The organism is Burkholderia seminalis (assembly GCF_001718535.1).
GTDB classification, from domain to species: Bacteria; Pseudomonadota; Gammaproteobacteria; order Burkholderiales; family Burkholderiaceae; genus Burkholderia; species Burkholderia seminalis.
The window spans coordinates 1,501,915-1,526,866 of record NZ_CP013400.1; the positions used below are offsets into that span (position 1 = coordinate 1,501,915).

Genomic DNA, 24,952 nt, shown 5'->3' on the forward strand with positions numbered 1-24,952 from the left:
CCGGGCCGCGGAGGGCCGATGCCGCACGCGGCATCGGCCGTCACATTTGATATGATTCCGACCTGTACAAACGTACAGTGATCGATCTCCGTGACGCCTGCTTCGCCGACGCCCCCGGCGTTTTACTACCTGACCAATTTCGAACGCGCGCTGGCCTGGCTCGGCGAGCGTTACGACGACCTGTTCGACGCGCACGAGCACACGTTCGTCCGGCAGTTCGCGACGCTGCCGCAGCCGTCGCGCGCGCTGCTCGTGCGGATGCTGATGCGCAGCGGGTCCGACTTCCGCGCGAGCAAGCTCGTGTACGACGAAATCGGCAGCACGCTCGACGCGGCCGCGCCGCTCGTCGCGCTCGGCTGGGTCGACCCGGCGCCCGCGCTCACGCTCGACGCGCTGTTCGCGCTGTCGACCAAGGCCGACCTGCTGCACATCTTCCCGTCGCTCGCGGCGCATGCGGGCGAGCGCAAGCCCGAATGGCTCGAACGGCTGCGGGCCACGTACGACGACACCGCGCAGCCGCTCGACGCGTGGTGCGCGCAGGCCGGCGACCGTGTGCTGCGCGTGACGGTCGGCGCATTGTGCGACCGGCTGCGGCTGATGTTCTTCGGCAATCTGCATCAGGACTGGAGCGAGTTCGTGCTCGCCGATCTCGGCGTGTTCCAGTACGAAAGCGTGCCGATCGCGCCGTCGTCGCGCGCGTTCCAGCAGCGCGGCGACGTCGACGCGTATCTCGCGCTTCAGACGTGCCGCGACGCGCTCGATGCGTGGCCCGACGACGTGCCGTTCGACGACCTGACGCGCGCGATCGATGCGGTCGGCTGCGCGCAGCCATGGCTCGCGACGCGTCGCGCGAAACTGCTTTTTGCGCTCGGGCAGACCTGCGAGCGGCGGGCCGACTGGGACGCCGCGCTCGACGCGTATGCGCGCAGCGCGTGGCCCGGCAGCCGCCACCGGCGCATCCGCGTGCTCGAGCGCTGCGGGCGCGACGCCGACGCGCTCGCGCTGGCGCTCGATGCGCGCGGCCGCTTCGAGAGCGACGAGGAACGCCAGCGCGTCGAGCGCATGCTGCCGCGTCTGCTGCGCCGCGCCGGCCAGCGCGTCGAACGTGCGGCAGCCGCGGCCGACGTGCCGCGCGAGACGCTCGTGCTCGCGCGTCCCGACGCGTTCGTCAGCGTCGAATTCGCGGTGCGCGATCATCTCGCGCAGCCGGCGGCGCCGGTCCATTACGTCGAAAACACGCTGATCAATTCGCTGTTCGGCCTGCTGTGCTGGGAGCCCGTGTTCGCGGCCGTGCCCGGTGCGTTCTTCCACCCGTTCCAGCGCGGCCCGGCCGACCTGCACGCGCCCGATTTCGCCGTGCGCCGGGCGGACGCATTCGACGCCTGTTTCGCGCAGCTCGATTCGGGCGCGTACCGTGACACGATCCGCCGGCATTTCGCGGCGAAGGCAGGGTTGCAGTCGCCGTTCGTATTCTGGGGCGTGCTGACCGACGCGCTGCTCGAAGAGGCGCTCGCGTGCCTGCCACCCGAGCACCTGCGGCTGTGGTTCACGCGCCTGCTCGCTGATATCCGCAGCAACCGCTCGGGGCTGCCCGATCTGGTCCGCTTCTGGCCCGATGAGCGCCGTTACGAGCTGATCGAGGTGAAAGGCCCCGGCGACCGGTTGCAGGACAACCAGACGCGCTGGCTCGCCTACTGCGTCGCGCACGGCATGCCGGTGCGCGTCGTCGACGTGGCATGGGCCGGCGAGGGCGTGGCGCGCGCGGAAGCGGCGGGGCTGTCCGCATGAGCTACGTCGTCGCGGTGCGTGCGATGTGCGAGTTCACCGCGCGGCGCGGCGATCTCGACCTGCGCTTCACGCCCGCGCCGACCGCGCTCGAAGGCATCGCCGGCCACGGCGCGGTCACGTCGAAGCGCGGCGCGCGCTACGAAACCGAGATCGCGCTGACGGGCACGTGGGGCACGCTCACCGTGCGCGGCCGCGCGGACGGCTACGATCCCGTGGCGAACCGCATCGAGGAAATCAAGACCTATCGCGGCAGCTTAGACGCGATGCCGGCCAACCACCGCACGCTGCACTGGGCGCAGGCGAAGGTCTATGCGCACCTGATGTGCGACGCGCGCGGCCTGAAGGAAATCGACGTCGCGCTCGTGTATTTCGACATCGTGTCCGAGCGCGAGACCGTGCTGACCGAGACGCTCGATGCCGGCACGCTCGCCACGTTCTTCGCCGAGCAATGTGCATGCTTCGTCGGCTGGGCCGAGCGCGAAACGGCTCATCGTGCCGCACGCGACGCGGCGCTGCGTGCGCTGGCATTTCCGCACGGGCAGTTCCGCAGCGGCCAGCGCGAGCTGGCGGTCTCGGTCTATCGCGCGGCGCGCGACGCGCGCTGCCTGATGGCGCAGGCGCCGACCGGCATCGGCAAGACGCTCGGCACCGTGTTTCCCCTGCTGAAGGCGTGCGGCGAGGGCGAACTCGACCACGTATTCTTCCTGACCGCGAAAACGCCCGGCCGGGCGCTCGCGCTCGAAGCGGCGACGACGCTCGGCGCCGGCACGCGCGCGCTGCCGCTGCGCGTGCTGGAACTCGTCGCGCGCGACAAGGCGTGCGAGCATCCGGACAGCGCGTGCCATGGCGAATCGTGCCCGCTCGCGAAAGGCTTCTACGACCGGCTGCCGGCCGCGCGCGATGCGGCGATCGAGGCCGGGCTGCTCGATCGCGATACCGTGCGCACGGCCGCGCGGGCTCACGACGTCTGTCCGTACTACCTGTCGCAGGAACTCGCGCGCTGGTCGGACATGGTGATCGGCGACTACAACTACTACTACGACGGCAGCGCGATGCTGCATACGCTCGCGCAGCAGAACCAGTGGCGCGTCGGCGTGCTCGTCGACGAAGCGCACAACCTGCTCGACCGCGCGCGCAGGATGTACAGCGCGTCGCTCGATCCGTTCGCGTTCGCGGCCGCCCGCGAAGCTGCGCCGGCGGCGCTGCGCAAGGCGTTCGACCGGCTCGCTCGTGCCTGGGGCACGGTCAATCGCGCGCAGACCGAGCGTTATGCCGCGTATCCGGACGTGCCAGGCCCGATCGTGTCGGCCGTGCAGAACCTCGTCGCGGCGATCGGCGAACACCTGACCGACGCGCCGCGCGCGAACGGCGATGCGCTGCTGCGATTTCATTTCGACGCGATCCAGTTCGGCGTACTCGCCGAAGCGTTCGACAGCGCATCGATCTTCGACGCGACGCTGCATGGCGAACCGATGCCGCGCCAGCCGGCGCTCGATGGCGTCGCCTCGGCAAGCCGGCGCCGCCGCGTCCAGTCGACGCTGTGCGTGCGCAACGTGATTCCGGCCGGCTTTCTGGCCGCGCGCTACGACACCGCACGCGCGACCGTGCTGTTCTCGGGCACGCTGAGCCCGTTCCATTTCTATCGCGACACGCTCGGGCTGCCGAGCGATACCGGCTGGCTCGACGTCGACGGGCCGTTCCGCGCCGAGCAGCTGACGGTGCGCGTCGCGAGTCACGTGTCGACGCGCTGGCGCGATCGCGACCGGTCGCTCGAACCGATCGCCGACCTGATCGCCGCGCAATACGCGACGCGGCCCGGCAACTACCTCGGTTTCCTCAGCAGCTTCGACTACCTCGGGCGCGTGGTCGCGCTGATGCAAACGCGCCATCCCGACGTGCCCGTATGGGCTCAGGCGCCCGGCATGGCCGAAAGCGAGCGCGACGCGTTTCTCGCGCGCTTCGACGCGGGCGGGCGCGGCGTCGGCTTCGCCGTGCTGGGCGGGGCGTTTTCGGAAGGCGTGGACCTGGTCGGCGAGCGGCTGATCGGCGCGTTCATCGCGACGCTCGGGCTGCCGCAGGTCAACGACATCAACGAGCAGATGCGGCGCACGATGGAGGCGCGTTTCGGCAACGGCTACGACTACATGTACCTGTATCCGGGCTTGCAGAAGGTCGTGCAGGCGGCCGGGCGCGTGATCCGCACCGAGCACGACGAAGGTGTCGTGCACCTGATCGACGACCGGTATCGCAGGCGCGAAGTACGCGACCTGCTGCCGCGATGGTGGCGGATCGGATGACGGAGCAGGTGGGGCTGCCCGCCGCTACAGCACGTTGAGCATCGCGAGTGCGGCTTCCTGCAGGTGCGGCAGCACGCGCCGCACGGCTGCGTCGGCCGTCTCCGCGCCGATCGGCATGTTCGTGCTCAGCGCGGCGACCACTTCGCCGTGACGGTTCTTCAGCGGCACCGCGATCCCGCGCACGCCGACCTGCAATTGCTGCTCGATCGCCGCGAAACCGGCGTCGCGCGCATGGTCCACCTGTTCGAGCAGCCGCGCCTTGTTGGTGATCGTATGCGGCGTGAACGGCGGCAGCTCGGTTTCGTCGAGCCACGCGCGCACGGCCTCGCGATCGGGGTGATGGGCGAGCAGCACGACCCCCGGCGACGTCAGCGGCGCCGGCACGCGTGCGCCGAGCACGAAGCCGGTCGTCATCACCCGCGACACGCCATTGCGCGCGATGAACACCAGTTCCCAGCCATCGAGCACGCTGACGTACGCCGATTCGTTCAGCGACGCGCTCAGTTGTTGCAGATAGGGCTGGACCGTGCGCGGCAGACGCGCCGAATCGAAGTACGACCAGCCGACCCGCAGCACGCGCGGCGTGAGGCCGTACAGCTTGCCGTCGGTGTACACGTAGCCGAGCGATTCGAGCGTCAGCAGGTAGCGCCGCGCGGCCGTGCGCGTGAGGCCCGTGCGGGCGGCGGCCTGCGTGGGCGTCATGCGTGCGTGCTGGCTGTCAAAGGCTTCGAGGATCATCAGGCCTTTTTCGAGGCCGGCAATCCAGTCGCGTCGGTCGAGCTCGGGCTTTTTCATCGGTGGATGGCGGAACGCGTGTGCGCGGTGAGCGCGCAGAATTGGGCGATTATCGCGCAGATCGACCGGGCTGGCGAAGCCGCGCTAGAATCGCCGCTCCGACTGGAACAGAACAATGAAAATCCGAGAATCCGCCCTGGCCGCGCTCGTCGCGGCCGTGCCGCTGCTTGCCGCGGCGAATCCCGCGACTGGCGACGCAACCCTCTCCAAACCGGCCGTCGACATCCGTGCGTGGCCCCGCATGGCGTCGCCGGCATTCGGCTGCTACGTCGAAACGACGTTCGGTTACCGCGACAAACGCTTCAATTGCGCGCTCAAGAAGTACCGGAACGCGGGCGACGCATGCAAGAACACGAAGGCGTACTACGAAGGCCCGGCGTTCCCCGACCGGCTCGCGGCCAGCGTGCATCCGCTCGCGACGAAGGTCGACCTGGACTGGGAGCATGGCAACCTGCAAATGGTCACGGTCACGCTGAAGGGAACGTGGAACGAAGCGGAGGTGCGCAAGGCATTCGGGCTGCCGCGTGCGGAGGGAAGCAAGCTGACCGAGGCGGAACTGCGGTCGCAGCCGGGCAATGTGATGGATACGAGCGTCCAGTATCCGTCGGCCGCGCTCGATGAACGCCTCGCGAAGCGGCCGAGCAACCCTGCACGCGGCACGACGGCCGTGATGCTCAATGGATTCGACCACATGGGCGCCGGCGACGCCGATTGCAGTGGCGGCGAGTAACGCGGGAAGGGGGCCTGGCAGAGGCCGGCGGCCGGTCAAAGCCGCCACGTGAACGTGGCGCCCGAATCGCGCGCGCCGCGTGCTTCAGCGCGTTACTCGCTGCTCGTCCACTCGACGTTCGCGCCGACCGACCGCAGGTTCTCGACGAAATGCGGATGCGCGCGGCGAATCGGCAGCGCGTTCATGATTTCCGAGCGGCCTTCGATGCTCGCGGCGACCATCAGCAGCGCGATCGCGACGCGGATGATGTACGGGCTCTCGACGCGTGCCGGCGTCAGTTGCAGCCCGCCGAACGTGATCAGCCGGTGCGGATCGGACAGCAGCACGTGCGCGCCGAACTTCGACAACTCGCCGGACCAGCCGAGCGCGCCGTCGTAGACCTTGTTCCAGAACATCGCGCTGCCTTCCGCCCGCACGCCGAGTGCGATGAAGATCGGCAGCAGGTCGACCGGCAGGTACGGCCACGGCGCGGCTTCGACCTTGGTCAGGATGTTCTGCGTGAACGGCCGGCGCACGCGCAGCGGGCCGTCGCGTTCCGCGCGCGACCAGCCGTCGCGGTGCGTGACGTTGACGCCGAACTTCGCGAACGTGCGATCGATCAGCGGGAAATGCTCGGGCGACGAGTTGCGTACCGTGATGTCGCCGCCGGTGATCGCGCCGAGCGCGAGGAACGTCGCGATCTCGTGGAAATCCTCGGCGAAGCGGAACTCGCCGCCGCCGAGCTTGCCGCCGCCCGTCACGCACAGCCGCGACGTGCCGATGCCCTCGATCGAGACGCCGATCATCGCGAGGAACTGGCAGAACTCCTGCACGTGCGGCTCGGACGCCGCGTTCATCAGCGTCGACGTGCCGCTCGCGGCCGTCGCGCACAGCGCGAAGTTCTCGGTGGTCGTCACCGACGCGTAGTCGAACCAGTGATCGTTGGCCGTCAGCGGACCGTCGGTGCGAACGATCAGCGAATCGGGCGTGCGCTCGATGTGCGCGCCGAAGCGCTCGAATACCTCGACGTGCGGGTCGATCTCGCGCACGCCGAGCGTGCAGCCCTTCACGTCGTTCTCGAGGCGCGCGACGCCGAAGCGCGCGAGCAGCGGCGGAATCAGCATGATCGACGAGCGCATCGCCTCGGGCAGCCGGTGGACGGCCGGATCGAACCTGGTGTTGCGATGGTGGAGTTCGAGCAGGCCGGTCGTGAAGTCGACCGACACGTCGCTGCCGAGCGTGCGGAAGATGTCGAGGATCTTGCGCACGTCGGTGATGTCCGGCACGCCGACGAGGCGCAACGGCTGATCGGTCAACAGGGTGGCGCACAGAATCGGCAGGACGGCGTTCTTGTTCGCGGACGGCTTGATGTCCCCGCGCAGCGGAGTGCCGCCGTGGACGATGAGATTCGACATGATATGGGGGCGTATCGGTGACTGACGTAGGCCCATATGATGCCATTGCTCGGCCGGTGGCGTGGAATGTTCAGAGGGGAAAAGGGGGAATCGGGCGCGCGATTGACGGTGTTTGACGTTGGCCCGCGGCTGACATTGGCAATCCGGCGGCGAGATCGGCGCGCGAAAGCGAAAATGGCCTGCCGATGTTACTGGGATCGGATCGGTTTCTTATCTCGTAAAATCGAGGCCGGAATTCCTAACACGGCCCTTCATGTCGACACCAACACCGCAATCCCTCCCAACTGACGACGTTTCTACGAGTGCCGATGGGCGGCCGTGGACGCCTGACGAACTTCGCTCGTCGGTCGACGAATATCTCAAAATGCTCGAGCGCGAGCGCTCGGGGCAGTCCTACGTCAAGAAAGCGGTGTACGACAGGCTGGCCGTGCAATTCAATCGCACGGCGAAAGCATTCGAGTACCGGATGCAAAACATTTCGTATGTGCTCGCGCTCATGGGCCGTCAATGGCTTCCTGGGCTCAAGCCCGCAAAAAACGTCGGCTCGAATGGCGTGTTGATCGAGCGGTTCATCAACGAACTGGAACAGCGGTCGGCCGCTCCAACCGTGAAATTCGAACTCGACGTGCGCGACGCATTGAAAAAGCCGCAGATTGTGCCGCCTTTGGGCAACGCAAGTCCTGCGGTCACCAGTGCAACCGTGACCCAGATTCGCCGCGATCCGGCAGTCAAGGCTTGGGTGTTGGCGCAAGCGAATGGGATTTGCGAATGTTGCAACGAGCCCGCGCCGTTCAAGGGCGCCGACGGGCTGCCGTATCTGGAGGCGCACCACGTCCGCAAACTAGCGGAGCGGGGCCCCGATCTCGTGTCGAACACAGTAGCCGTTTGCCCGAACTGCCACCGCGAACTGCATTACGGCGAAGGCGCCCGGCACCTCGTCGAACGCCTCTACGCACGGCTGCCGCGCCTCGTTCGCGCGTAGCCGGCGACGCTCGCCGGCCACGCACTCATTCCCTCACCCCGCCGCGCGCATTCGCGCGGCGACCACCAGCGAGATCAGGCAGCCCACCGCGAGATAGCCTGCGACCAGGTGCCACGAACCGCCGGCCAGGCTGACGAGGCCGACCGCGATGAACGGCGTGAACCCGCCGCCGACGACGCTCGCGAACTGGTAGCCGACACCCGCGCCGCTGTAGCGGTACTCGGCGCCGAACAGCTCGGTGAACAGCGGCTGCTGGACGCTTACGACCATGTCGTGCGCGGCGTTCGCCAACAGGATCGAGAAGATCACGATCCAGGCGATCGACCGCGCCTCCAGCGCGACGAAGAACGGCACCGCGGACGCGAGCCCGATCAGCGCGCCGATCAGGTAGATCCGGCGCAGGCCGTAACGGTCCGCCAGCCACGCGAAGCACGGGATCGTCACGCAGCTCACCGCGCCGACCAGCAGGCCGATGTTCAGGAACAGGTCGCGCGACATGCCGAGGTTCGTCGTCGAATAGCTGAGCGCGAACGCGGTGACGATATACATCGTGAACAGTTCGGCGAGCCGCAGCGCGATGATCAGCAGGAACGCCTTCGGATGGCGCGTCAGTGCTTCCATCACCGGCAGGCGAAGCTTGCGATTGCCGTGCTCGACCTTCTCGACGAACTCCTGCGACTCGTCCATGTTCTTGCGGACCCACAGCCCGATCAGCACCAGCACGATGCTGAACACGAACGGCAGGCGCCAGCCCCACGACTTGAACGCGGCCTCGCCGAGCGTATGACTCAGGATCGACACGATGCCCGTTGCCAGCACGAGGCCGACACCGTAGCCGACCTGCACGCCGCTGCTGTAGAACGCCTTCTTTTGCTTGGGCGCGCTCTCGACGGCCATCAGCGCCGCGCCACCCCATTCGCCGCCGACCGCGAAACCCTGGATCGCGCGCATCAGCACCAGCAGCACGGGCGCCCACCAGCCGATCGTCGCGAATGTCGGCAGCAGGCCGATCGCGACCGTCGACAGCCCCATCAGCATCACGGTCAGCACCAGCATCCGCTTGCGCCCGAGCCGGTCGCCGTAGTGACCGAACACGACGCCGCCGAGCGGCCGGAACAGGAAGCCGACGCCGAACGTCGCGAACGCCGCGAGCGTGCCCATCGTCGGACTGACTTTCGGGAAGAACTCGGAATTGAATACCAGCGCGGCGACGATCCCGTACAGCAGGAAGTCGTACCAGTCGACGACGGCGCCGACGAAGCTGCCGATCGCGGCCTTGCGGGCCTGGTTGCGGGCTCGGGCGCCGGCCGCGGCGTCGAGGGTGTCGAAGGTTGGGGTCATGGCGGTGTCTCCTGGCACGGCGCATCGTGGAATCGTGGCGGCGCCGCGTTCGATGCTGCATTGAAGTCGATGGGTGAACGGAGAATAGGGTGCGCGCCGCATGGCGGCAATTGGCCAAACGGACGAAATGCGCGATTATCGTTCAAATTCGTGCGATTATCGAACGCTTTTCGGGTTTGCACTAGGCGTCGTGACGATATCCCGTTCGGCCAGGGTGTGCCGTCGTGAACGATCTGGTTAAAATCTGCAGCATCGACAATTCGCCCGTTCGGCGCGGATGCGTGGTTCACCATCAGCCGCGCACGCCGCACGCGACGGGCGCCATCCCCATCGACCGCATGCCCCCGGAGACTGGAATGCCCGGCAATTCCCACCCCCTGCCCAGCGATACGCCGCCCGTTGCCGATCCGGCCGCCAATCCGCTCGGAATGGCCGGCCTCGAATTCGTCGAATTCGCTGCGCCCGTGCCGGAGGCGCTCGCGCAGCGCTTCGAGCAGCTCGGGTTCAAGGCGATTGCACGCCACGTCAGCAAGAACGTCACGCTGTACCGGCAGGGGCAGATGCACTTCCTGATCAATGCCGAGCCCGATTCGTTCGCCGCGCGCTATGCGGAGGAATACGGGATGGGCGTCTGCGCGATCGGGTTGCGGGTGGCGAGCGCCCGGCGCGCGTTCGAACGCGCGATCGAGCTCGGCGCGTGGGCGTTCGAGGGTGAAAAGGTCGGCGTGGGCGAGCTGAAGATCCCGGCGATCCAGGGCATCGGCGATTCGCACCTGTATTTCGTCGACCGCTGGCGCGGGCGGGGCGGCCAGCGCGGCGGCGTCGGCGACATCTCGATCTTCGACATCGATTTCCGGCCGATCGACATCGCCACCGCGCACACCGATCTCGACTGCGTCGGCGTCGGCCTGCAGCAGGTCGACCACTTCACGCAAACCGTCGGCGCCGGGCGCATGCGGGAGTGGCTGGATTTCTACCATGACCTGCTGCATTTTCGCGAGATCCACGAAATCGATGCCCACTGGCATGTGTCCGAGGAATCGCGTGTGATGGTGTCGCCGTGCGGCGCGGTGCGGATTCCGGTCTACGAGGAAGGCACGCGGCGCACCGAGCTGATGCACGCGTATCTGCCCGATCATCCGGGTGAGGGCGTGCAGCACGTCGCGCTGGCCACCGACGACATCCTGTCGTGCGTCGATGCGCTGCGTGCGAACGGCGTCGAATTCATCGAGCCGCCCGCGCGCTATTACGACGACGTCGATGCGCGGCTGCCGGGGCACGGCGTCGATCTCGATGCGCTGCGCCGCCGTGCGGTGCTGGTCGACGGCGAGATCGGCAGCGACGGCGTGCCGAAGCTGTTCTTCCAGACCTTCGTGAAGCGCCGGCCCGGTGAGATTTTCTTCGAGATCGTGCAGCGCCAGGGGCACCACGGGTTCGGCGAAGGAAACCTCGCGGCGCTCGCCCGCGCGCGCGCCGCCGGCTGAGCGGTCAGGCGCCGGAGCACACGGCGCGCACGCACCCGCGCGCGATCTTTTCGAAGGCGGGTGTTACGCGGCAGGCAACGCTCATGCGGATTCCGCTCGGAAGTGCGGTGCCGCTCGGGTAAGTGGCCGAGCCATCGGCATCGGGCGAGGGGTCGTGAATTGCGCGGTGGCGACGGCATTCTGCAAAAGAGGCTCGCACCGTGCGAGCCTCTTCTTCATTCCGTGCCGCCGAGGGCATGTATCGGACGTTCACCCCGCCGCGTTCACGATCCGCGCGTCGATCGATTCGCCCACCCGGCGAGCGCCGGCCATTGCGCGCAGCCGCGCCGGACGAACCCGGCGCCCGTGCGGATCACGAGCGCGCCGATCGCGAGCGCGGCCACGTCGTCAAGGCGGGCGAAGCCGACCAGCGCCGCGCTCATCGCGAGCGCCGCCAGCAACGACGACAGCGCATCGGTACGCACATGCCAGCCGGTTGCCTCGAGCAGCGCGGAACCGGTCTCGCGCGCCTTGCGCAGCATCCAGTGCGACAACGCGGTCTTGCCGACGAGCGTGACGGCAACGAGCGCGAGCGTCGCCGCACCCGGCTGCACGACGGGCGGCGCATCGAACCGGTTCATCGCCTGCCAGATCATCTGCGCGCCGGTCGCGACGAGCAGCGCGCCGAGGCCCGCGAGCGCGAGCGGTTCGTAGGTCGGACGCCGCTCCGGCGGCAGGCGTGCGTCGAGCCGGCATGCGACGAGGATCAGCGCATCGGCCGCGAGGTCGATCGCGGCATGCGCGACATCCGCGAGCAGCCCCGACGAATGCGCGGACCACGCCGCGGCCGTCTCGGCGGCGAGCAGCATCAGGTTGATCGCGAGGCTGACGGCGAGGGCGCGCGACGTGGCCGCATAAAGATGGGGCGTGGCGCGAGACGTGCGCTGCATGGCGGATTCGTCTATCGATAGCGTGGGTCAGCCCCGAACGCTACCGGTCGACGGTGGCAGATCCATGACAGTCGATGCGGCATCAGCGGTCTGCACTGCGCGCGCATCGGCCGGGTTCCGCGATCTTCGGTTTTTCAGTTGACACCGCAAGGCAGGGCGGCCGGCTTTCCAGCGCAGCTGTAGCAGCGTGTTTGCCATGCAGCCTGGGCAAGGCGAAAGCGGGGCAGTCGATCATGTGCCGCGATATCGAACAGGAGAGCGACGCCGATTGAATTCAACATTATAGAAATAATGTCAAATTAAAGTCCGTGATTGAGTAGATATTTAACGGTTTACGTTATATTATTTACAAAATTCCCGACGAACATCGCCATGTCCGACCTCGCTGCCGACGAACCACGCTTGACCGCCGAAATCGAGCGCCTCAAGGCCGACTTCCCGAAAACCCGCGAGCTCTACCGCGAAGCCTGCGCGCTGCTGTTCTTCCGCTTCGGCATCACGCCTACGGCAAACCGCCTGTATCAGCTCGTCCGCAAGGGCAGCATGAGCACGCCGACGGCCGTCCTCGGCGAGTTCTGGGCCGAGCTGCGGGAGAAGAGCCGCGTGCGCATCGAGCATCCCGATTTGCCGGCCGATCTGCAGGCGGCAGCCGGCGAACTGGTCGCCGCACTCTGGAGCCGGTCGAGCACCGATGCCGCTGCCGCGCTCGATGCGCTGCGCGCGGAAGTCGAAGCAGAGCGCGCCGCGGCGAAAGCGGAGGTCACGACGCGGCAGGCCGAGCTGGCCCGCACCGAAACCGCGCTGGAGCAACGCACGGCTGCGTTGCTGGCTGCGCAGGTACGCATTCAGGAACTGGAGCAGGCGAGGGCGGCCGACGAAGCCTCGCGGCAAGCGCTGCAAGCGGATATCGAACGCCTGAAGGCCGACAACACGGAAGCCGACCGCGCACTCGCGCAGGCACGTGCGGATTTCACGACCCAGCTCGACCGGTTGCGCGACGACGCGGGCCGCGCCGAGGAACGCCTGCGCGCGTCGGAAAAACGGGCGCTTCAGGAGATCGATCGCGAGCGGCTCGCGGCCGCGCGATTGCAAAAGGAACTCGACGCGACCGCATCGCGCATGGAGCAACGCGATGCGCGGCACCGAAAGGACATCGCCGACCTGCAGACGCAACTCGGCGACGCGCTGCATCGTTGCGGCGTGCTTCAGGGGCAACTCGACGGCGCGCAGGCGACCGATGCGACACGCGTCAAGGAACTGGATACGTTGCGGCGCGAGATGGCGGTACTCGCCCGCCGGGCGCCGCTGCGCGGCGTCAAGACGGCACCTGCCGCGCAGCGGGAAGAGCGGAAGGCCCGCACGAGAAAGCGCACCGGCGAAGCGGCGGGTTGACCGCCTACCCGCGAGCATGTGCCGACCGATGTCGACGCACGCCTCGAGCGCCGACCGGCAGCCGGCCCGCCCCGACGCAACGCAACGCAACGCAACGCATTCGAACGCGAAACGGCTCGCTCCGACTCCGCTCAACTCGTCACATACCGAGACGGCAACGGCGGCGCATCGGCCGGAATCGTCACGAGCGACGTATTCAGCCAGCCCTGCGGCGTACCGTTCGACTGCGCATAGGCGCCGACGTACGGCATCATCCGCGTCGTCTGGTAGACCTGCGGCGTCCAGCCGGCCGGCGCGAGGAAGATCGACGTCGCGCGCTTCTCGCTGTACGCGGACGCGCCGTACGTCGAGATGCTCCACAGCGTCTGCTGATACGTCGCGTAGTCGGCGTTGTGACGTGAGCCGCCGGCCTGCCATCCTTCGAGCTGGATGAACGTGTTGTACGTACCGGCACCCGCGAGCAGGTTGTTCACGGTGCGCCCGTACAGGAACGACAGGATCAGCCCGCAGTTCACCGGCGCGAAATCGTTGCCGACGCTCAGGTAGTAACGGCCCGTCGTGTTCACGACCGACGCATAGTGCGAATTGCCGATATCCGTCGACGTCGTCAGCCCGCTCGCGCCCATGAAGCTGTCGAACGCCTGCATCGTGACGCCCGCCGGCAGATCGCTCGTCGCACTGATCGCGACGAGGTGCGAACCGGCCGCCAGCAGTGTCAGGAACGCGGACAACGTCGCCGCGACCCAGTTGCCCTGCGCGTCGACGAACGGAAACGCGCGATAGCCCGTCAGCGAGAAAACCGCCGGATCCGTGCCGGCCTGCCACGCGATCTGCGGCACCCACATCGTCAGCGGGCCGGCGTTCGACGCGCTCGACACGTACTGCTTCAGCGCATCGACGAGCTGCGCATCGGCGCCGGGCAGCACGGTGTACGACACGCCTTTCTGCCAGCGCTGCACCCATTGCGCGACGAAGCCCGCGAGCTGGCCGCCGGTGAAGTCGGCAGGCGGCACATAGCCGAGCGGCCCGGTGCCCTGGTACGCAGACTGGATGGCCGCGGCTGTGCGCACGCTGCTGCCGAACATGCTGTTCGCGAAATCCTGGCAGTTGTTGGACGGCGGCGTCGCGAGTTGCGCGAGCGGGACGACCCATGCGCCGTTCGCGGTCGCGACGCCGCGATACAAGGTGAGATTCGCGACCGAGTCGTGGCCGGGAAACGTCGCGGCGTCGGCGCCCGACACGTAGCCGGCCGACGGCGTGACGCCGACGGTGGTCGGCTGCGAGCCGAACGGATGCGTGTAGGCAATCGCTAACGACGCGTCGCCGCCGGCGAGGCTGAACGACCCCGTGCAATCGCCCCAGCTGTTCGATGCGCGGACGGCCGTCGATTGCCCGGTTGCGACCAACGCTTGCGATGCCTGCGGCGTCGAGCCGCTCTGGCTCGCCGCATTGCCGAACGCGAGCGACGTCGACGGGATCGCATTGGTGACGTTGATCGTGATCGAGCGGTCGGCGATGCCGTAGCTGCGCGCGGCCGGATTCGCGCCGCCGGTCGCGGCCAACGACGACGCGGATGTCGTGTTGCCGTCGCCGCCGCAAGCGGCCAGCGTGCCGACGAGCGGCGACAGGGTCAGCGCGGCGCCGCGCTGGATGAAGCGCCGGCGGGTCGGCGCGGGCGGGCGAGCGGGTTTCGAGGCGGTCATGGGGCGTTCCTGGTCACGGGTTCGAGAGGAGGCAACGACGGTCCGGCGCATTGCACACGTGTGCAATGCCGGCTGCTGTTGGGCCACCGCCGGCACTTGCGCCGCGCGTATTTAAGCGGGAGATCGATGAAACGCCTGCGACGAAACCGAGTCGCCCGTGTGACGCCGCGCACGCCGTGGCGGGGGGGGGGGGAACGCCGCCGGGCATTGGGGGCGCGCCGGGGATCGGGTAAAGTGCCGCTCAACATGCCGGTTCGACGTCGCTAGACGACCGGTCTAATCGTTGCTACCATACGCCATCATGAATGCATCTTCAGGCGCGGAAGTTCGCCAGCACATCCTGAATATCGCGAAGCCGATCATGCTCCACAAGGGGTTTTCGGCGGTCGGTCTGAACGAGATTCTCGCTGCGGCGGGCATCCCGAAGGGCTCGTTCTACCATTACTTCGGCTCGAAAGAGGCATTCGGCGAAGCGCTGCTCGAATCGTATTTCGAAGGCTATCTCGCGCATCTCGACAACCTGCTCAAGCAGCAGGCCGGCACCGGCGCCGAGCGCCTGATGACGTACTGGGGCAACTGGCTGCACACGCAGTGCGCGGACGATCCGGAAGGCAAGTGCCTTGCGGTGAAACTCGGCGCGGAAGTGTCGGACCTGTCGGAGGCGATGCGTGCGGTGCTGCGACGCGGCACGAGCCAGATCATCGAACGGCTCGCGGGCGGCATCGAGGCCGGGCTGGCCGACGGCTCGCTGCGCGCGGTCGACGATCCGGCGTACACGGCCGCGATCCTGTACGAGCTGTGGCTGGGCGCGACGCTGCTGGAAAAGATTCACCGCAACCGCCAGCCGCTCGAAAGAGCGATGGTCGAAACGCGGCGCATGCTGAACCTGCCGCCGGCCGCGCAGGGCGGTGCGCCGTCGTAAGCCGGGCGCGCTTCCGCGCGCCTTGTTTTTGCCCTGATTCTAGACGACTGGTCTACTCAAATCCGCATGACGAATGCTTCACGCCGCGTTACGCTGTCCCGATTGTCCCCACCGCACGTGTGCGCCCACGCCGGCGTGAACGCCGGCGCGCATCTTCTGCTGATCCACCCCTGATCCGATCGTGCTCACGAAGCACCTTCATTCCTGTCGACGGAGGCCCACATGCCGCAAAGCAAGACCACAAACCGCCAGATCATCCTGAATTCGCGCCCGGTCGGCGCCCCGACACCGGACAACTTCCGCGCCGAAACCGGCGACGTACCGACGCCGGGCGCCGGCCAGGTGCTGCTGCGCACGATCTGGTTGTCGCTCGATCCGTACATGCGCGGCCGGATGAACGACACGCCGTCCTACGCGCCGCCTGCCGAGCTCGGCCAGCCGATGGTCGGCGGCACGGTCAGCCAAGTCGTAACGTCGAACCTGCCTGCCTTCCGCGAAGGCGATCTCGTCGTCGCCGGAGCCGGCTGGCAGGACTATGCGCTGTCGGACGGACGCGACCTGATCCCGCTCGGCCGCGATTTCGCGCATCCGTCGTTTGCCCTCGGCGTGCTCGGCATGCCGGGCTTCACCGCGTACACGGGGTTGCTGAAGATCGGCGAGCCGAAAGCCGGCGAGACGGTGGTCGTCGCGGCAGCGAGCGGCGCGGTCGGCGCAGTGGTCGGCCAGATCGCGAAGCTGAAGGGCTGCCGCGTGGTCGGCGTCGCGGGCGGCGCCGACAAGTGCGCGTACGTGACCGGCACGCTCGGCTTCGACGCATGCGTCGACCATCGCGATCCGGCGTTCGCCGCGAAGCTGAAGGACGCGTGCCCGAACGGCATCGACGTCTATTTCGAGAACGTGGGCGGCGCGGTGTTCGACGCGGTCTGGCCGCTGCTGAACGACCATGCGCGCGTGCCCGTCTGCGGGATCATTGCGCATTACAACGACACGGCATACGACGACAAGGCCGTGTCGACCGGCCGCGATCGCGTGCCGGCGCTGATGGGCACGATCCTGCGCAAGCGCATCCGGATGCAGGGTTTCATCATCCTCGATCACTATGCGACCGGCTATGCGCCGTTCCTGAAGGACATGAGCGAGTGGGTCGCGCAGGGCAAGGTGAAGACGCGCGAGGACGTCGTTCCCGAGCTTGCCGACGCACCGGAAGCCCTGATCGGCTTGCTTGCCGGCAAGAATTTCGGCAAGGTCGTCGTGCGCGTCGGCCCGGACGAACTGGCTTGATCTCGCGGTACGACCACCCGCATGCGTTGCACGCTGGCGTCGCGCGCCGCCAGCTTGTGGCATGCTCGATTCCGTTTCCAAAGGAGTGACGACATGGCGCTTCACGTAATCGCTTCGCTGTTCGTGAAACCCGAACATGCGCAGGCCGCCGAGGCCGAACTGCGCAGCATGGTCGCGAAGACGCGTACCGAACCGGGCAACCGGCGCTACGACCTGTTCCGCGAACAGGACGGCTCGCCGAACCTGCACCTGTACGAGATCTACGACGACCAGGCCGCGTTCGACGCGCACCTCGCGAGCCCGTATTTCGGCGAATTCCGTGTGAAGTCGGCCGACTGGTTCACGGCGCCGCCGGTCATCAAGGTGCTGTCGGGCATCGACGTGGCCGAGTAACGATGCAGTACCCCCACGCGGCTCGCCCCCATCAGGGCCGCGCGGCATCCGTTGCGCACCACGCAGCGGACATGAAGAAAACACGGCGCAACGTCGTTCGCGCCGCTTCCCCAATACACCGGCCCGGAGGCTGAATGGTCACCCTCAACATCAACGGCGAAACCCGCACGGTCGACGCCCCCGACGACATGCCCTTGCTCTGGGTACTGCGCGACGTCGTCGGTCTGACCGGCACCAAGTTCGGCTGCGGAATCGCGCAATGCGGCGCGTGCACCGTGCATCTCGACGGCGTCGCCGCGCGTTCGTGCGTCCTGCCGGTCGCGGCCGTCGCGGGCCGCAAGATCACGACGATCGAAGCCGTCGGCGCGACGCCGGCCGGCCACAAGGTCCAGCAGGCATGGCGCGAGCTCGACGTCGTCCAGTGCGGCTACTGCCAGTCGGGGCAGGTGATGGCGGCCACCGCGCTGATCGCGTCGAACCCCAACCCGAGCGACGCCGACATCGACGCGGCGATGGCCGGCAATATCTGCCGCTGCGGCACGTACAACCGGATTCGCGCGGCCGTGAAGCAAGCCGCGAAGGAGGCCTGACATGTCGCGAGGATTGATCGAAGCAGGTCGGGCCGGCGCGGGCGTGTCGCGCCGTTCGTTCCTCAAACTCGGCATGTCGCTTGGCGCGGCGGCCGGCGGCGGATTGCTGCTCGGCTTCAGCCTGCCGGCGGCGGGCGACGATGCGCGGCGCTCGGTGATCGGCGGTGACGCGGCCGAACCGGCGCAGCCCGGCGTGTTCGCGCCGAACGCGTTCGTGCAGATCGACCGTGCCGGCAAGGTCACGCTGGTGATGCCGAAAGTCGAGATGGGGCAGGGTGTCTATACGGCGCTGCCGATGCTGATCGCCGAGGAGCTCGAAGTGCCGCTGTCGAACGTGACGCTCGACCACGCGCCGCCGAACGAGAAACTGTTCATGGATCCGCTGCTCGGCGGCCAGCTCACCGGCGGCTCGACGTCGGTGCGCTACGCGTGGGAACCGATGCGCCGCGCGGGCGCCACCGCGCGTACGCTGCTGGTCTCGGCGGCCGCGAAACAATGGAACGTCGATCCGGCCACCTGCCGCGCGGCGAACGGCGAAGTACAGCATCCGCCCAGCGGCCGGCGCGCATCGTACGGCCAGTTGGCCGACGCCGCGGCGAAACTGCCGGTGCCGAAGGACGTCGTCCTGAAGAAGCCCGAGGATTTCAAGCTGATCGGCACGCCCGCGAAGCGCCTCGACTCGCCGGAGAAGGTCGACGGCACCGCGCAGTTCGGGCTCGACGTGCGCCTGCCCGGCATGCTGTACGCGGTGATCGTGAACAGCCCGGTATTCGGCGGCACGGTCGCGAGCGTCGACGATACGGCCGCGAAAAAGATTCCCGGCGTGCGCCAGGTCGTGCACGTCGACAACGCGGTCGCGGTGGTCGGCGATCACACGTGGGCCGCGAAGCGCGGCGCATCGGCACTCGTCGTGAAGTGGAACGAGGGCGCGGGCGCGAAGGTGTCGACCAAGGATCTGTTCGCGGATCTCGCGCAGGCGGCGGCGAACGGCAAGGGCGCGGTCGCACGCAAGGAAGGGGACGTCGGCAAGGCATTCGCGAACGCGAAGACGCGCGTCGACGCCGTCTACGAACAGCCGTTGCTCGCGCACGCGACGATGGAGCCCGTGAACTGCACGGTGCACGTGCGCGGCGACGGCTGCGAGATCTGGGTCGGCACGCAGGTACCGACGCGCGCGGTTGACACCGCGCAGCAACTCACGGGCCTGTCGCCCGACAAGATCGTCGTGCACAACCATCTGCTCGGCGGCGGCTTCGGGCGTCGGCTCGAGACCGACATGATCGGCCAGGCCGTGAAGGTCGGCAAGCAGGTCAACGCGCCGGTGAAGGTGATCTGGACACGCGAGGAAGACGTTCAGCACGACATGTACCGGCCGTGCTACTACGACAAGATTTCGGCCGGCCTCGACGCGAACGGCAAGCCCGTCGCATGGCAGCACCGAATCGTCGGTTCGTCGATCATGGCACGCTTCGCGCCGCCCGCATTCCAGAACGGCGTCGATCCCGACGCGGTCGAGGTCGCGGCCGAACTGCCGTACGACCTGCCGAACCAGCTCGTCGACTACGTGCGCCAGGAGCCGCGCCACGTGCCGACCGCGTTCTGGCGCGGCGTCGGGCCGACCCGGGGCACGTTCGTCGTCGAGAGCTTCATCGACGAACTCGCCGCGCAGACCAAGACCGACCCCGTGCAATATCGCCGCGCGCTGCTCGACAAGACGCCGCGCGCACGCAACGTGCTCGACGTCGCGACGAAGGCCGCCGGCTGGGGCGCGTCGTTGCCGAAGGGGCAGGGGCGGGGCGTGTCGGTGATGCACGCGTTCGGCAGCTTCTTCTCGATCGTCATCGACGTCGCGGTGGACGGCGGCGAGGTGCAGGTCAAGCGCGCCGTGTGCGCGGTCGATTGCGGGATGGTCGTCAATCCGAACACGATCGAGGCGCAGGTGCAGGGCGGCATCATCTTCGGGATCACGGGCGCGCTGTACGGCGAGATCACGATCGAGGACGGCCGCGTGATGCAGAGCAACTTTACCGACTACCGGATGATGCGGATCAACGAAACGCCGCCGATCGAGGTCCATCTGGTGAAGAGCGGCGAAGCGCCGGGCGGGATCGGCGAGCCGGGCACGGCGGCGACGGCGGCGGCGCTGTCGAACGCGATCTTCGCGGCGACCGGCACGCGGCTGCGCAAGCTGCCGGTCGGCAACCAGCTGAAGACGGCTTGAGGGAGGCGACGACCATGCGAAACCTCACCTTGAACACGCTCAGCGCATCGCTGCTTGCATTGTCCGCGCTGCTGGCCGGCACGACCGCGCATGCCGCGGAAACGGCACCGACCGACAGCGCGCTCGTCGCGCGCGGCGCCTATCTCGCGAAAGCCGGCGACTGCGTTGCGTGCCACACCGCGCCGCGCGGTACGCCCTTCGCGGGCGGCCTGAAGATGGTCACGCCGATGGGCGCGATCTACACGACCAACATCACGCCCGATCCGGAGACGGGCATCGGCGGCTATACGGAAGCCGAGTTCGCGGGCGCGCTGCGCAAGGGCGTCGCGAAGGACGGCCACAACCTGTATCCGGCGATGCCGTATCCGTCGTACGCGAAGCTGAAGGACGACGACGTGAAGGCGCTGTATGCGTACTTCATGCACGGCGTCGAGCCGGTCAAGCAGGCGAACCGGCCGTCCGACATTCCCTGGCCGCTCAACATGCGCTGGCCGCTCGCGCTGTGGAACATGGTGTTCCTCGACTCGGCGCCTTATGCCGACAAGCCGGACAAGGACGCGATGTGGAACCGCGGCGCCTATCTCGTGCAGGGGCTCGGGCACTGCGGGTCGTGCCACACGCCGCGCGGTGTCGGCTTCCAGGAGAAGGCACTCGACGAACGCGGCACGGCGTTCCTGTCGGGTGCGTCGATCGACAACTGGTTCGCGTCGAACCTGACCGGCGAGCACAATACGGGGCTCGGCCGCTGGAACGAGGCCGAGGTCGCGCAGTTCCTGAAGACCGGCGCGAACCGTCACGCGACCGCGTTCGGCTCGATGGTGAGCGTGATCAACCACAGCACGCAGGCGTTGACGGACGACGACCTGGCCGCGATGTCGCGCTACCTGAAATCGCTGCCGGCCGCAGGCGGCACCGGTGCGCCGCCGTACAGCTACGATCCGAAGGCGACGCAGGTGGCGCTGGGCCGGCCGGCAGCCGATCCGGGCGCGAAGGTGTATAACGCTTACTGCCTGCATTGCCACGGTGCGGACGGGCGCGGTTACGCGCCGCTGCTCGCGCCGCTCGCCGGCAATCCGAACGTGCTCGAGGCCGATGCATCGTCGCTGATCAACGTGACGCTGAACGGCAGCGACACGCTCGTGATCGGCGGTGTGCCGTCCGCCTATCCGATGCCGGCGTTCTCGAACCAGCTGAACGACCAGCAGATCGCCGACGTGCTGACGTTCATGCGCGCCGGCTGGAACAACGGCGCGCCGGCCGTGCAGGCGGCGGACGTCGCGAAACTCCGCAAGGCGACGGCGGCCGCGCACTGAGCGCGGCGCGATGCGGGACGACGGCGGGCCGCGCCTGTCGTCGACACCGCCGGGTGCGTGCCTGCCCCGGCGGCCTGGCTCTTTCTGTCAACCGGCGCGCGGCTGTTCGCGGCAGCGCGCCTTCAATCGACGCAATGTAGGGGTGTCTGGATGGCTAACGTGACTTATACGGATACGCAACTGCTGATCGACGGCGAGTGGGTCGACGCCGCGAGCGGCAAGACGATCGACGTCGTGAACCCGGCGACCGGCAAGCCGATCGGCAAGGTGGCCCACGCGGGCATCGCCGATCTCGACCGTGCGCTCGCCGCCGCGCAGCGCGGTTTCGAAACGTGGCGCAAGGTGCCCGCGCACGAGCGCGCGGCGACGATGCGCAAGGCCGCCGCACTCGTGCGCGAACGCGCCGACGCGATCGCGCAGCTGATGACGCAGGAGCAGGGCAAGCCGCTCACCGAAGCACGCGTCGAAGTGCTGTCGGCCGCCGACATCATCGAATGGTTCGCGGACGAAGGCCGCCGTGTGTACGGCCGGATCGTGCCGCCGCGCAACCTCGGCGCGCAGCAGACGGTCGTGAAGGAACCGGTCGGCCCGGTTGCCGCATTCACGCCGTGGAATTTCCCGGTCAACCAGGTCGTGCGCAAGCTGAGCGCGGCGCTCGCGACCGGCTGTTCGTTCCTCGTGAAGGCGCCGGAAGAAACCCCCGCGTCGCCGGCCGCGCTGTTGCGCGCGTTCGTCGACGCCGGCGTGCCGGCCGGCGTGATCGGCCTCGTGTACGGCGATCCGGCCGAAATCTCGTCGTACCTGATTCCGCATCCGGTGATCCGCAAGGTCACGTTCACCGGTTCGACGCCGGTCGGCAAGCAGCTTGCCTCGCTGGCCGGCCTGCACATGAAGCGCGCGACGATGGAGCTGGGCGGCCACGCACCGGTGATCGTCGCGGAAGACGCCGACGTCGCGCTCGCGGTGAAGGCCGCCGGCGGTGCGAAGTTCCGCAACGCAGGGCAGGTCTGCATTTCGCCCACGCGCTTCCTCGTGCACAACAGCATCCGTGACGAATTCACGCGTGCGCTGGTCAAGCATGCGGAAGGGCTGAAGGTCGGCAACGGTCTCGAGGAAGGCACGACGCTCGGTGCGCTCGCGAACCCGCGCCGCCTCACCGCGATGGCGTCGGTCGTCGACAACGCACGCAAGGTCGGTGCGCGCATCGAAACCGGCGGCGAGCGGATCGGCTCGGAAGGCAACTTCTTCGCGCCGACCGTGATCGCGGACGTGCCGCTCGAAGCGGACGTGTTCAACAACGAGCCGTTCGGCCCGGTCGCGGCGATTCGCGGCTTCGACAAGCTCGAGGACGCGATCGCCGAAGCGAACCGTCTGCCGTTCGGGCTGGCCGGCTATGCGTTCACGCGTTCGTTCGCGAACGTGCATCTGCTCACGCAGCGCCTGGAAGTCGGGATGCTGTGGATCAACCAGCCGGCAACGCCGTGGCCGGAAATGCCGTTCGGCGGCGTGAAGGATTCGGGCTATGGGTCGGAAGGCGGGCCGGAAGCGCTCGAGCCGTACCTCGTCACGAAGTCGGTCACGGTTATGGCCGTCTGACGCGTGTCGCGTGTGCCCGCTACGGCGGGCATTTTTTCAGGTTTCGCGTGTCACCGGGCGCATGCCATGCACGGCATGCGCCCGATAATTGCTTAAGCGCTTTGTCGGAAGGATTTATCACGATCGAAGATCGTCGGGACGTGCGGGAAAACGGGGTAGCCGTCATCCAATATTTGATTTTACATAACGTGAATTATCGATAGTTTGGATTGTAGTGGCTAGATTGAAATGTCCGCTTTCGTGCCGCGTAAGCTGTCCGGCCGCCGGGTGTCCGGCGCCGGAGGCTGCGATGGCTGCAACGGAGCGGATCACGATGACGATGCGCGAGCTGGACCGATTCAAGGTCATTCAGGACGTGGCGGATGGCAAGCTCAAGCCGTGGCGTGCGGCGGAACGGCTGGAACTGACGACCCGGCAGATTCGCCGGCTGGTCGCCCGACTTCGGGAACATGGCGCGGCGGGTTTGGTATCGGGACACCGATCGAAGCCCGGCAACCGTCGGCTGGACCCAGGAGCCGCCGACCGGGCGCTATCGGTCATCCGTGATCGCTACGCCGATTTCGGACCGACACTGGCTTGCGAGAAGCGCTGGGAATGTCACGGCATTCGGCTGGCCAAGGAGACGGTCCGGAAGCTGATGACGGAGGCTGGCTTGTGGATTCCGCGCCGGCAGCGGCCGCCGAAGGTTTATCAGCCACGAGCGCGTCGGGCGTGCCTGGGTGAACTGAGCCACGCCGTTTCAGGCGGCAGACATGGATGCCGCAATTCTGCAGGTTACATCTCGAGCGGAATCGAACCAGCGGTCCGCCAAGGCCCGTGGATAAACGCAAGCGCCCTGCTGCTTCAGGCTCGGTGCTTCAACGCTGAATGACGCAAAGGCCGATGAAACATGCGACATCTGTATTGAGCTGGCGCTACGGCATCTGAATCCGGGATTCGCTCAGCATCGTATCGGCGATATCGAGCATCGCGCGCAAGCGATCCATATGCCGAAGGTCATGGTGATAACCCACCCATATGTCTCTGGACGGTGGCGGCTCCGGCGTTTCGATGCGCAGCAGTGCCGATGTCGCGTCGCCCAGCGGCCGTGGCAGGACCGCCATGCCCATGCCTACCCCACACATCCTGGCCTGAACGGCGCGGCTCGTGCTGGTGAAGACACGCCGCGACCGAGGGAACCTGTCGAGCAGCCAGGCGACATCGGGGAAGTGAGATTGCGCCGTGTTCATCACGATCAACCCCACCGAAGCAGGATCATGCCGCAACGCACGTACGGTTTCGGCCGTGCCGTAAAGACCGTACGGAACGCTCATCAGGCGGCGCTGAACGATGTCCGGTTCGGTGAAAGGAACGATCCGGAAGGCCAGGTCGGCCTCGCGGCGTGACAGGCTCAGCAATCGGTAACTCGCGATCACTTCCGGCACCACGGCCGGATGACGGCGCGCCAGTTCCGCCAGAACCGGCGCGAGCACGTAGCCGGCGAACCACTCCGCGCACGATATACGCAAGATGCCTTCGAGGCGGTCTTGATTACCGGCCAGACGCCGTTCCATGGCCAGCGCCGCGTTTTCCATGGCTTCGGCCAGGCTCAGCACGGTATCCCCGGCGTCCGTGAGCACGAGCCCATCCGCGGTCCTGCGAAACAACGCCTGCCCGGCTTCATCCTCGAGTGCCTTGATCCGGCGGCCGATCGTCGGATGGCTCACGCCCAGGCTTCGGGCTGCCGCACCGAAAGATCCGCCCCGCTTGACCGCCAGAAAGACCCGGACATCACTCCATTCCATTGCGATGGATCGTCGTT

General features: G+C 67.6%; 19 protein-coding genes and 1 pseudogene. 14 read left to right on the plus strand and 6 right to left on the minus strand.

Annotation, left to right across the window (positions count from 1 at the left end; genetic code table 11):
- The first annotated feature begins 90 nt into the window (after nt 1–90).
- Together WJ12_RS27440 and WJ12_RS27445 are read left to right on the plus strand one after the other, a co-directional pair.
- On the plus strand, nt 91–1,788 hold the full coding sequence (locus WJ12_RS27440) for a VRR-NUC domain-containing protein (RefSeq protein WP_059556522.1): 1,698 nt from the start codon (nt 91–93) through the stop codon (nt 1,786–1,788).
- Nucleotides 1,785–4,085, plus strand: a complete 2,301-nt coding sequence (locus WJ12_RS27445; RefSeq protein ID WP_034191397.1) for an ATP-dependent DNA helicase — start codon at nt 1,785–1,787, stop codon at nt 4,083–4,085. The genes WJ12_RS27440 and WJ12_RS27445 overlap by 4 nt, the downstream gene beginning before the upstream one ends.
- A 24-nt stretch (nt 4,086–4,109) precedes the next feature.
- Here WJ12_RS27445 and WJ12_RS27450 read toward each other — a convergent pair whose 3' ends face one another.
- Nucleotides 4,110–4,880 carry an IclR family transcriptional regulator domain-containing protein gene (locus WJ12_RS27450; protein WP_034191396.1) on the minus strand — a complete coding sequence of 257 codons (771 nt, stop codon included), beginning with the start codon at nt 4,878–4,880 and terminating at the stop codon, nt 4,110–4,112.
- Between the two features lie 115 nt (nt 4,881–4,995).
- On the opposite strand from WJ12_RS27450, the gene WJ12_RS27455 reads away from it, so the two are divergent.
- Nucleotides 4,996–5,610, plus strand: a complete 615-nt coding sequence (locus WJ12_RS27455; protein WP_059556523.1) for a hypothetical protein — start codon at nt 4,996–4,998, stop codon at nt 5,608–5,610.
- A 92-nt stretch (nt 5,611–5,702) separates the two neighbouring features.
- On the opposite strand, the gene WJ12_RS27460 is transcribed toward WJ12_RS27455, so the two are convergent.
- Nucleotides 5,703–7,004 carry a UDP-N-acetylglucosamine 1-carboxyvinyltransferase gene (locus WJ12_RS27460; RefSeq protein ID WP_034191394.1) on the minus strand — a complete coding sequence of 434 codons (1,302 nt, stop codon included), beginning with the start codon at nt 7,002–7,004 and terminating at the stop codon, nt 5,703–5,705.
- Between the two features lie 364 nt (nt 7,005–7,368).
- Between WJ12_RS27460 and WJ12_RS27465 the strand changes: the two genes are divergently transcribed.
- The gene (locus tag WJ12_RS27465; protein WP_226103908.1) at nt 7,369–7,986 is read left to right on the plus strand and encodes an HNH endonuclease; all 618 of its coding nucleotides are present in this window, start codon (nt 7,369–7,371) and stop codon (nt 7,984–7,986) included.
- A 33-nt stretch (nt 7,987–8,019) separates the two neighbouring features.
- Here WJ12_RS27465 and shiA read toward each other — a convergent pair whose 3' ends face one another.
- Nucleotides 8,020–9,327: a shikimate transporter gene (gene shiA, locus WJ12_RS27470; protein WP_059556525.1), complete on the minus strand. Its 1,308-nt coding sequence runs from the start codon at nt 9,325–9,327 to the stop codon at nt 8,020–8,022.
- Nucleotides 9,328–9,683: 356 nt separating this feature from the next.
- Between shiA and WJ12_RS27475 the strand changes: the two genes are divergently transcribed.
- Nucleotides 9,684–10,811, plus strand: coding sequence for a 4-hydroxyphenylpyruvate dioxygenase family protein (locus WJ12_RS27475; protein WP_034191392.1), 1,128 nt, complete (start codon nt 9,684–9,686; stop codon nt 10,809–10,811).
- Nucleotides 10,812–11,074: 263 nt separating this feature from the next.
- Here WJ12_RS27475 and WJ12_RS27480 read toward each other — a convergent pair whose 3' ends face one another.
- A complete protein-coding gene (locus WJ12_RS27480) occupies nt 11,075–11,740 on the minus strand; it encodes a cation diffusion facilitator family transporter (protein WP_059556526.1) in 666 nt (221 codons plus the stop codon).
- A 372-nt stretch (nt 11,741–12,112) separates the two neighbouring features.
- On the opposite strand from WJ12_RS27480, the gene WJ12_RS27485 reads away from it, so the two are divergent.
- On the plus strand, nt 12,113–13,132 hold the full coding sequence (locus WJ12_RS27485) for a DNA-binding protein (RefSeq protein ID WP_069245934.1): 1,020 nt from the start codon (nt 12,113–12,115) through the stop codon (nt 13,130–13,132).
- A gap of 131 nt (nt 13,133–13,263) precedes the next feature.
- Here the strand turns inward: WJ12_RS27485 and WJ12_RS27490 are convergent, their stop codons facing one another.
- Complete coding sequence (locus WJ12_RS27490; protein WP_069245935.1) at nt 13,264–14,835, minus strand: hypothetical protein; 1,572 nt, start codon at nt 14,833–14,835, stop codon at nt 13,264–13,266.
- Between the two features lie 301 nt (nt 14,836–15,136).
- Here WJ12_RS27490 and WJ12_RS27495 point away from each other — a divergent pair, with 301 nt between their 5' ends.
- The 8 genes and pseudogenes from WJ12_RS27495 to WJ12_RS35360 form a co-directional block, all read left to right on the plus strand.
- Nucleotides 15,137–15,757, plus strand: a complete 621-nt coding sequence (locus tag WJ12_RS27495) for a TetR/AcrR family transcriptional regulator (protein ID WP_034191388.1) — start codon at nt 15,137–15,139, stop codon at nt 15,755–15,757.
- A gap of 222 nt (nt 15,758–15,979) precedes the next feature.
- Entirely contained in the window at nt 15,980–17,038 is a 1,059-nt protein-coding gene (locus WJ12_RS27500) for an NADP-dependent oxidoreductase (protein ID WP_059556529.1), read from the plus strand.
- Nucleotides 17,039–17,131: 93 nt separating this feature from the next.
- Nucleotides 17,132–17,431, plus strand: a complete 300-nt coding sequence (locus WJ12_RS27505; protein WP_034191386.1) for a putative quinol monooxygenase — start codon at nt 17,132–17,134, stop codon at nt 17,429–17,431.
- 134 nt (nt 17,432–17,565) lie between these two features.
- Nucleotides 17,566–18,021 (plus strand): (2Fe-2S)-binding protein, encoded by a 456-nt coding sequence (locus tag WJ12_RS27510; RefSeq protein WP_021162722.1) that lies wholly within the window; start codon nt 17,566–17,568, stop codon nt 18,019–18,021.
- A 1-nt stretch (nt 18,022) separates the two neighbouring features.
- Entirely contained in the window at nt 18,023–20,242 is a 2,220-nt protein-coding gene (locus WJ12_RS27515; protein WP_059556530.1) for a xanthine dehydrogenase family protein molybdopterin-binding subunit, read from the plus strand.
- Nucleotides 20,243–20,256: 14 nt separating this feature from the next.
- Nucleotides 20,257–21,555: a c-type cytochrome gene (locus WJ12_RS27520; RefSeq protein ID WP_059556531.1), complete on the plus strand. Its 1,299-nt coding sequence runs from the start codon at nt 20,257–20,259 to the stop codon at nt 21,553–21,555.
- 150 nt (nt 21,556–21,705) lie between these two features.
- On the plus strand, nt 21,706–23,151 hold the full coding sequence (locus WJ12_RS27525) for an NAD-dependent succinate-semialdehyde dehydrogenase (protein WP_034191383.1): 1,446 nt from the start codon (nt 21,706–21,708) through the stop codon (nt 23,149–23,151).
- Nucleotides 23,152–23,440: 289 nt separating this feature from the next.
- Nucleotides 23,441–23,905 (plus strand): annotated as a pseudogene (locus tag WJ12_RS35360) (helix-turn-helix domain-containing protein); the annotation flags it as partial.
- A gap of 160 nt (nt 23,906–24,065) precedes the next feature.
- Here the strand turns inward: WJ12_RS35360 and WJ12_RS27530 are convergent.
- Nucleotides 24,066–24,935, minus strand: coding sequence for a LysR family transcriptional regulator (locus WJ12_RS27530; protein WP_059556532.1), 870 nt, complete (start codon nt 24,933–24,935; stop codon nt 24,066–24,068).
- Nucleotides 24,936–24,952 lie beyond the last annotated feature (17 nt).

Bases quoted from the DNA above. Each gene is read 5' to 3' on its own strand.
- WJ12_RS27445 (WP_034191397.1), top strand. From the start codon at position 1,785: ATGAGCTACGTCGTCGCGGTGCGTGCGATGTGCGAGTTCACCGCGCGG.
- WJ12_RS27450 (WP_034191396.1), bottom strand. From the start codon at position 4,880: ATGAAAAAGCCCGAGCTCGACCGACGCGACTGGATTGCCGGCCTCGAA.
- WJ12_RS27455 (WP_059556523.1), top strand. From the start codon at position 4,996: ATGAAAATCCGAGAATCCGCCCTGGCCGCGCTCGTCGCGGCCGTGCCG.
- WJ12_RS27460 (WP_034191394.1), bottom strand. From the start codon at position 7,004: ATGTCGAATCTCATCGTCCACGGCGGCACTCCGCTGCGCGGGGACATC.
- WJ12_RS27465 (WP_226103908.1), top strand. From the start codon at position 7,369: ATGCTCGAGCGCGAGCGCTCGGGGCAGTCCTACGTCAAGAAAGCGGTG.
- shiA (WP_059556525.1), bottom strand. From the start codon at position 9,327: ATGACCCCAACCTTCGACACCCTCGACGCCGCGGCCGGCGCCCGAGCC.
- WJ12_RS27475 (WP_034191392.1), top strand. From the start codon at position 9,684: ATGCCCGGCAATTCCCACCCCCTGCCCAGCGATACGCCGCCCGTTGCC.
- WJ12_RS27480 (WP_059556526.1), bottom strand. From the start codon at position 11,740: ATGCAGCGCACGTCTCGCGCCACGCCCCATCTTTATGCGGCCACGTCG.
- WJ12_RS27485 (WP_069245934.1), top strand. From the start codon at position 12,113: ATGTCCGACCTCGCTGCCGACGAACCACGCTTGACCGCCGAAATCGAG.
- WJ12_RS27490 (WP_069245935.1), bottom strand. From the start codon at position 14,835: ATGACCGCCTCGAAACCCGCTCGCCCGCCCGCGCCGACCCGCCGGCGC.
- WJ12_RS27495 (WP_034191388.1), top strand. From the start codon at position 15,137: ATGAATGCATCTTCAGGCGCGGAAGTTCGCCAGCACATCCTGAATATC.
- WJ12_RS27500 (WP_059556529.1), top strand. From the start codon at position 15,980: ATGCCGCAAAGCAAGACCACAAACCGCCAGATCATCCTGAATTCGCGC.
- WJ12_RS27505 (WP_034191386.1), top strand. From the start codon at position 17,132: ATGGCGCTTCACGTAATCGCTTCGCTGTTCGTGAAACCCGAACATGCG.
- WJ12_RS27510 (WP_021162722.1), top strand. From the start codon at position 17,566: ATGGTCACCCTCAACATCAACGGCGAAACCCGCACGGTCGACGCCCCC.
- WJ12_RS27515 (WP_059556530.1), top strand. From the start codon at position 18,023: ATGTCGCGAGGATTGATCGAAGCAGGTCGGGCCGGCGCGGGCGTGTCG.
- WJ12_RS27520 (WP_059556531.1), top strand. From the start codon at position 20,257: ATGCGAAACCTCACCTTGAACACGCTCAGCGCATCGCTGCTTGCATTG.
- WJ12_RS27525 (WP_034191383.1), top strand. From the start codon at position 21,706: ATGGCTAACGTGACTTATACGGATACGCAACTGCTGATCGACGGCGAG.
- WJ12_RS27530 (WP_059556532.1), bottom strand. From the start codon at position 24,935: ATGGAATGGAGTGATGTCCGGGTCTTTCTGGCGGTCAAGCGGGGCGGA.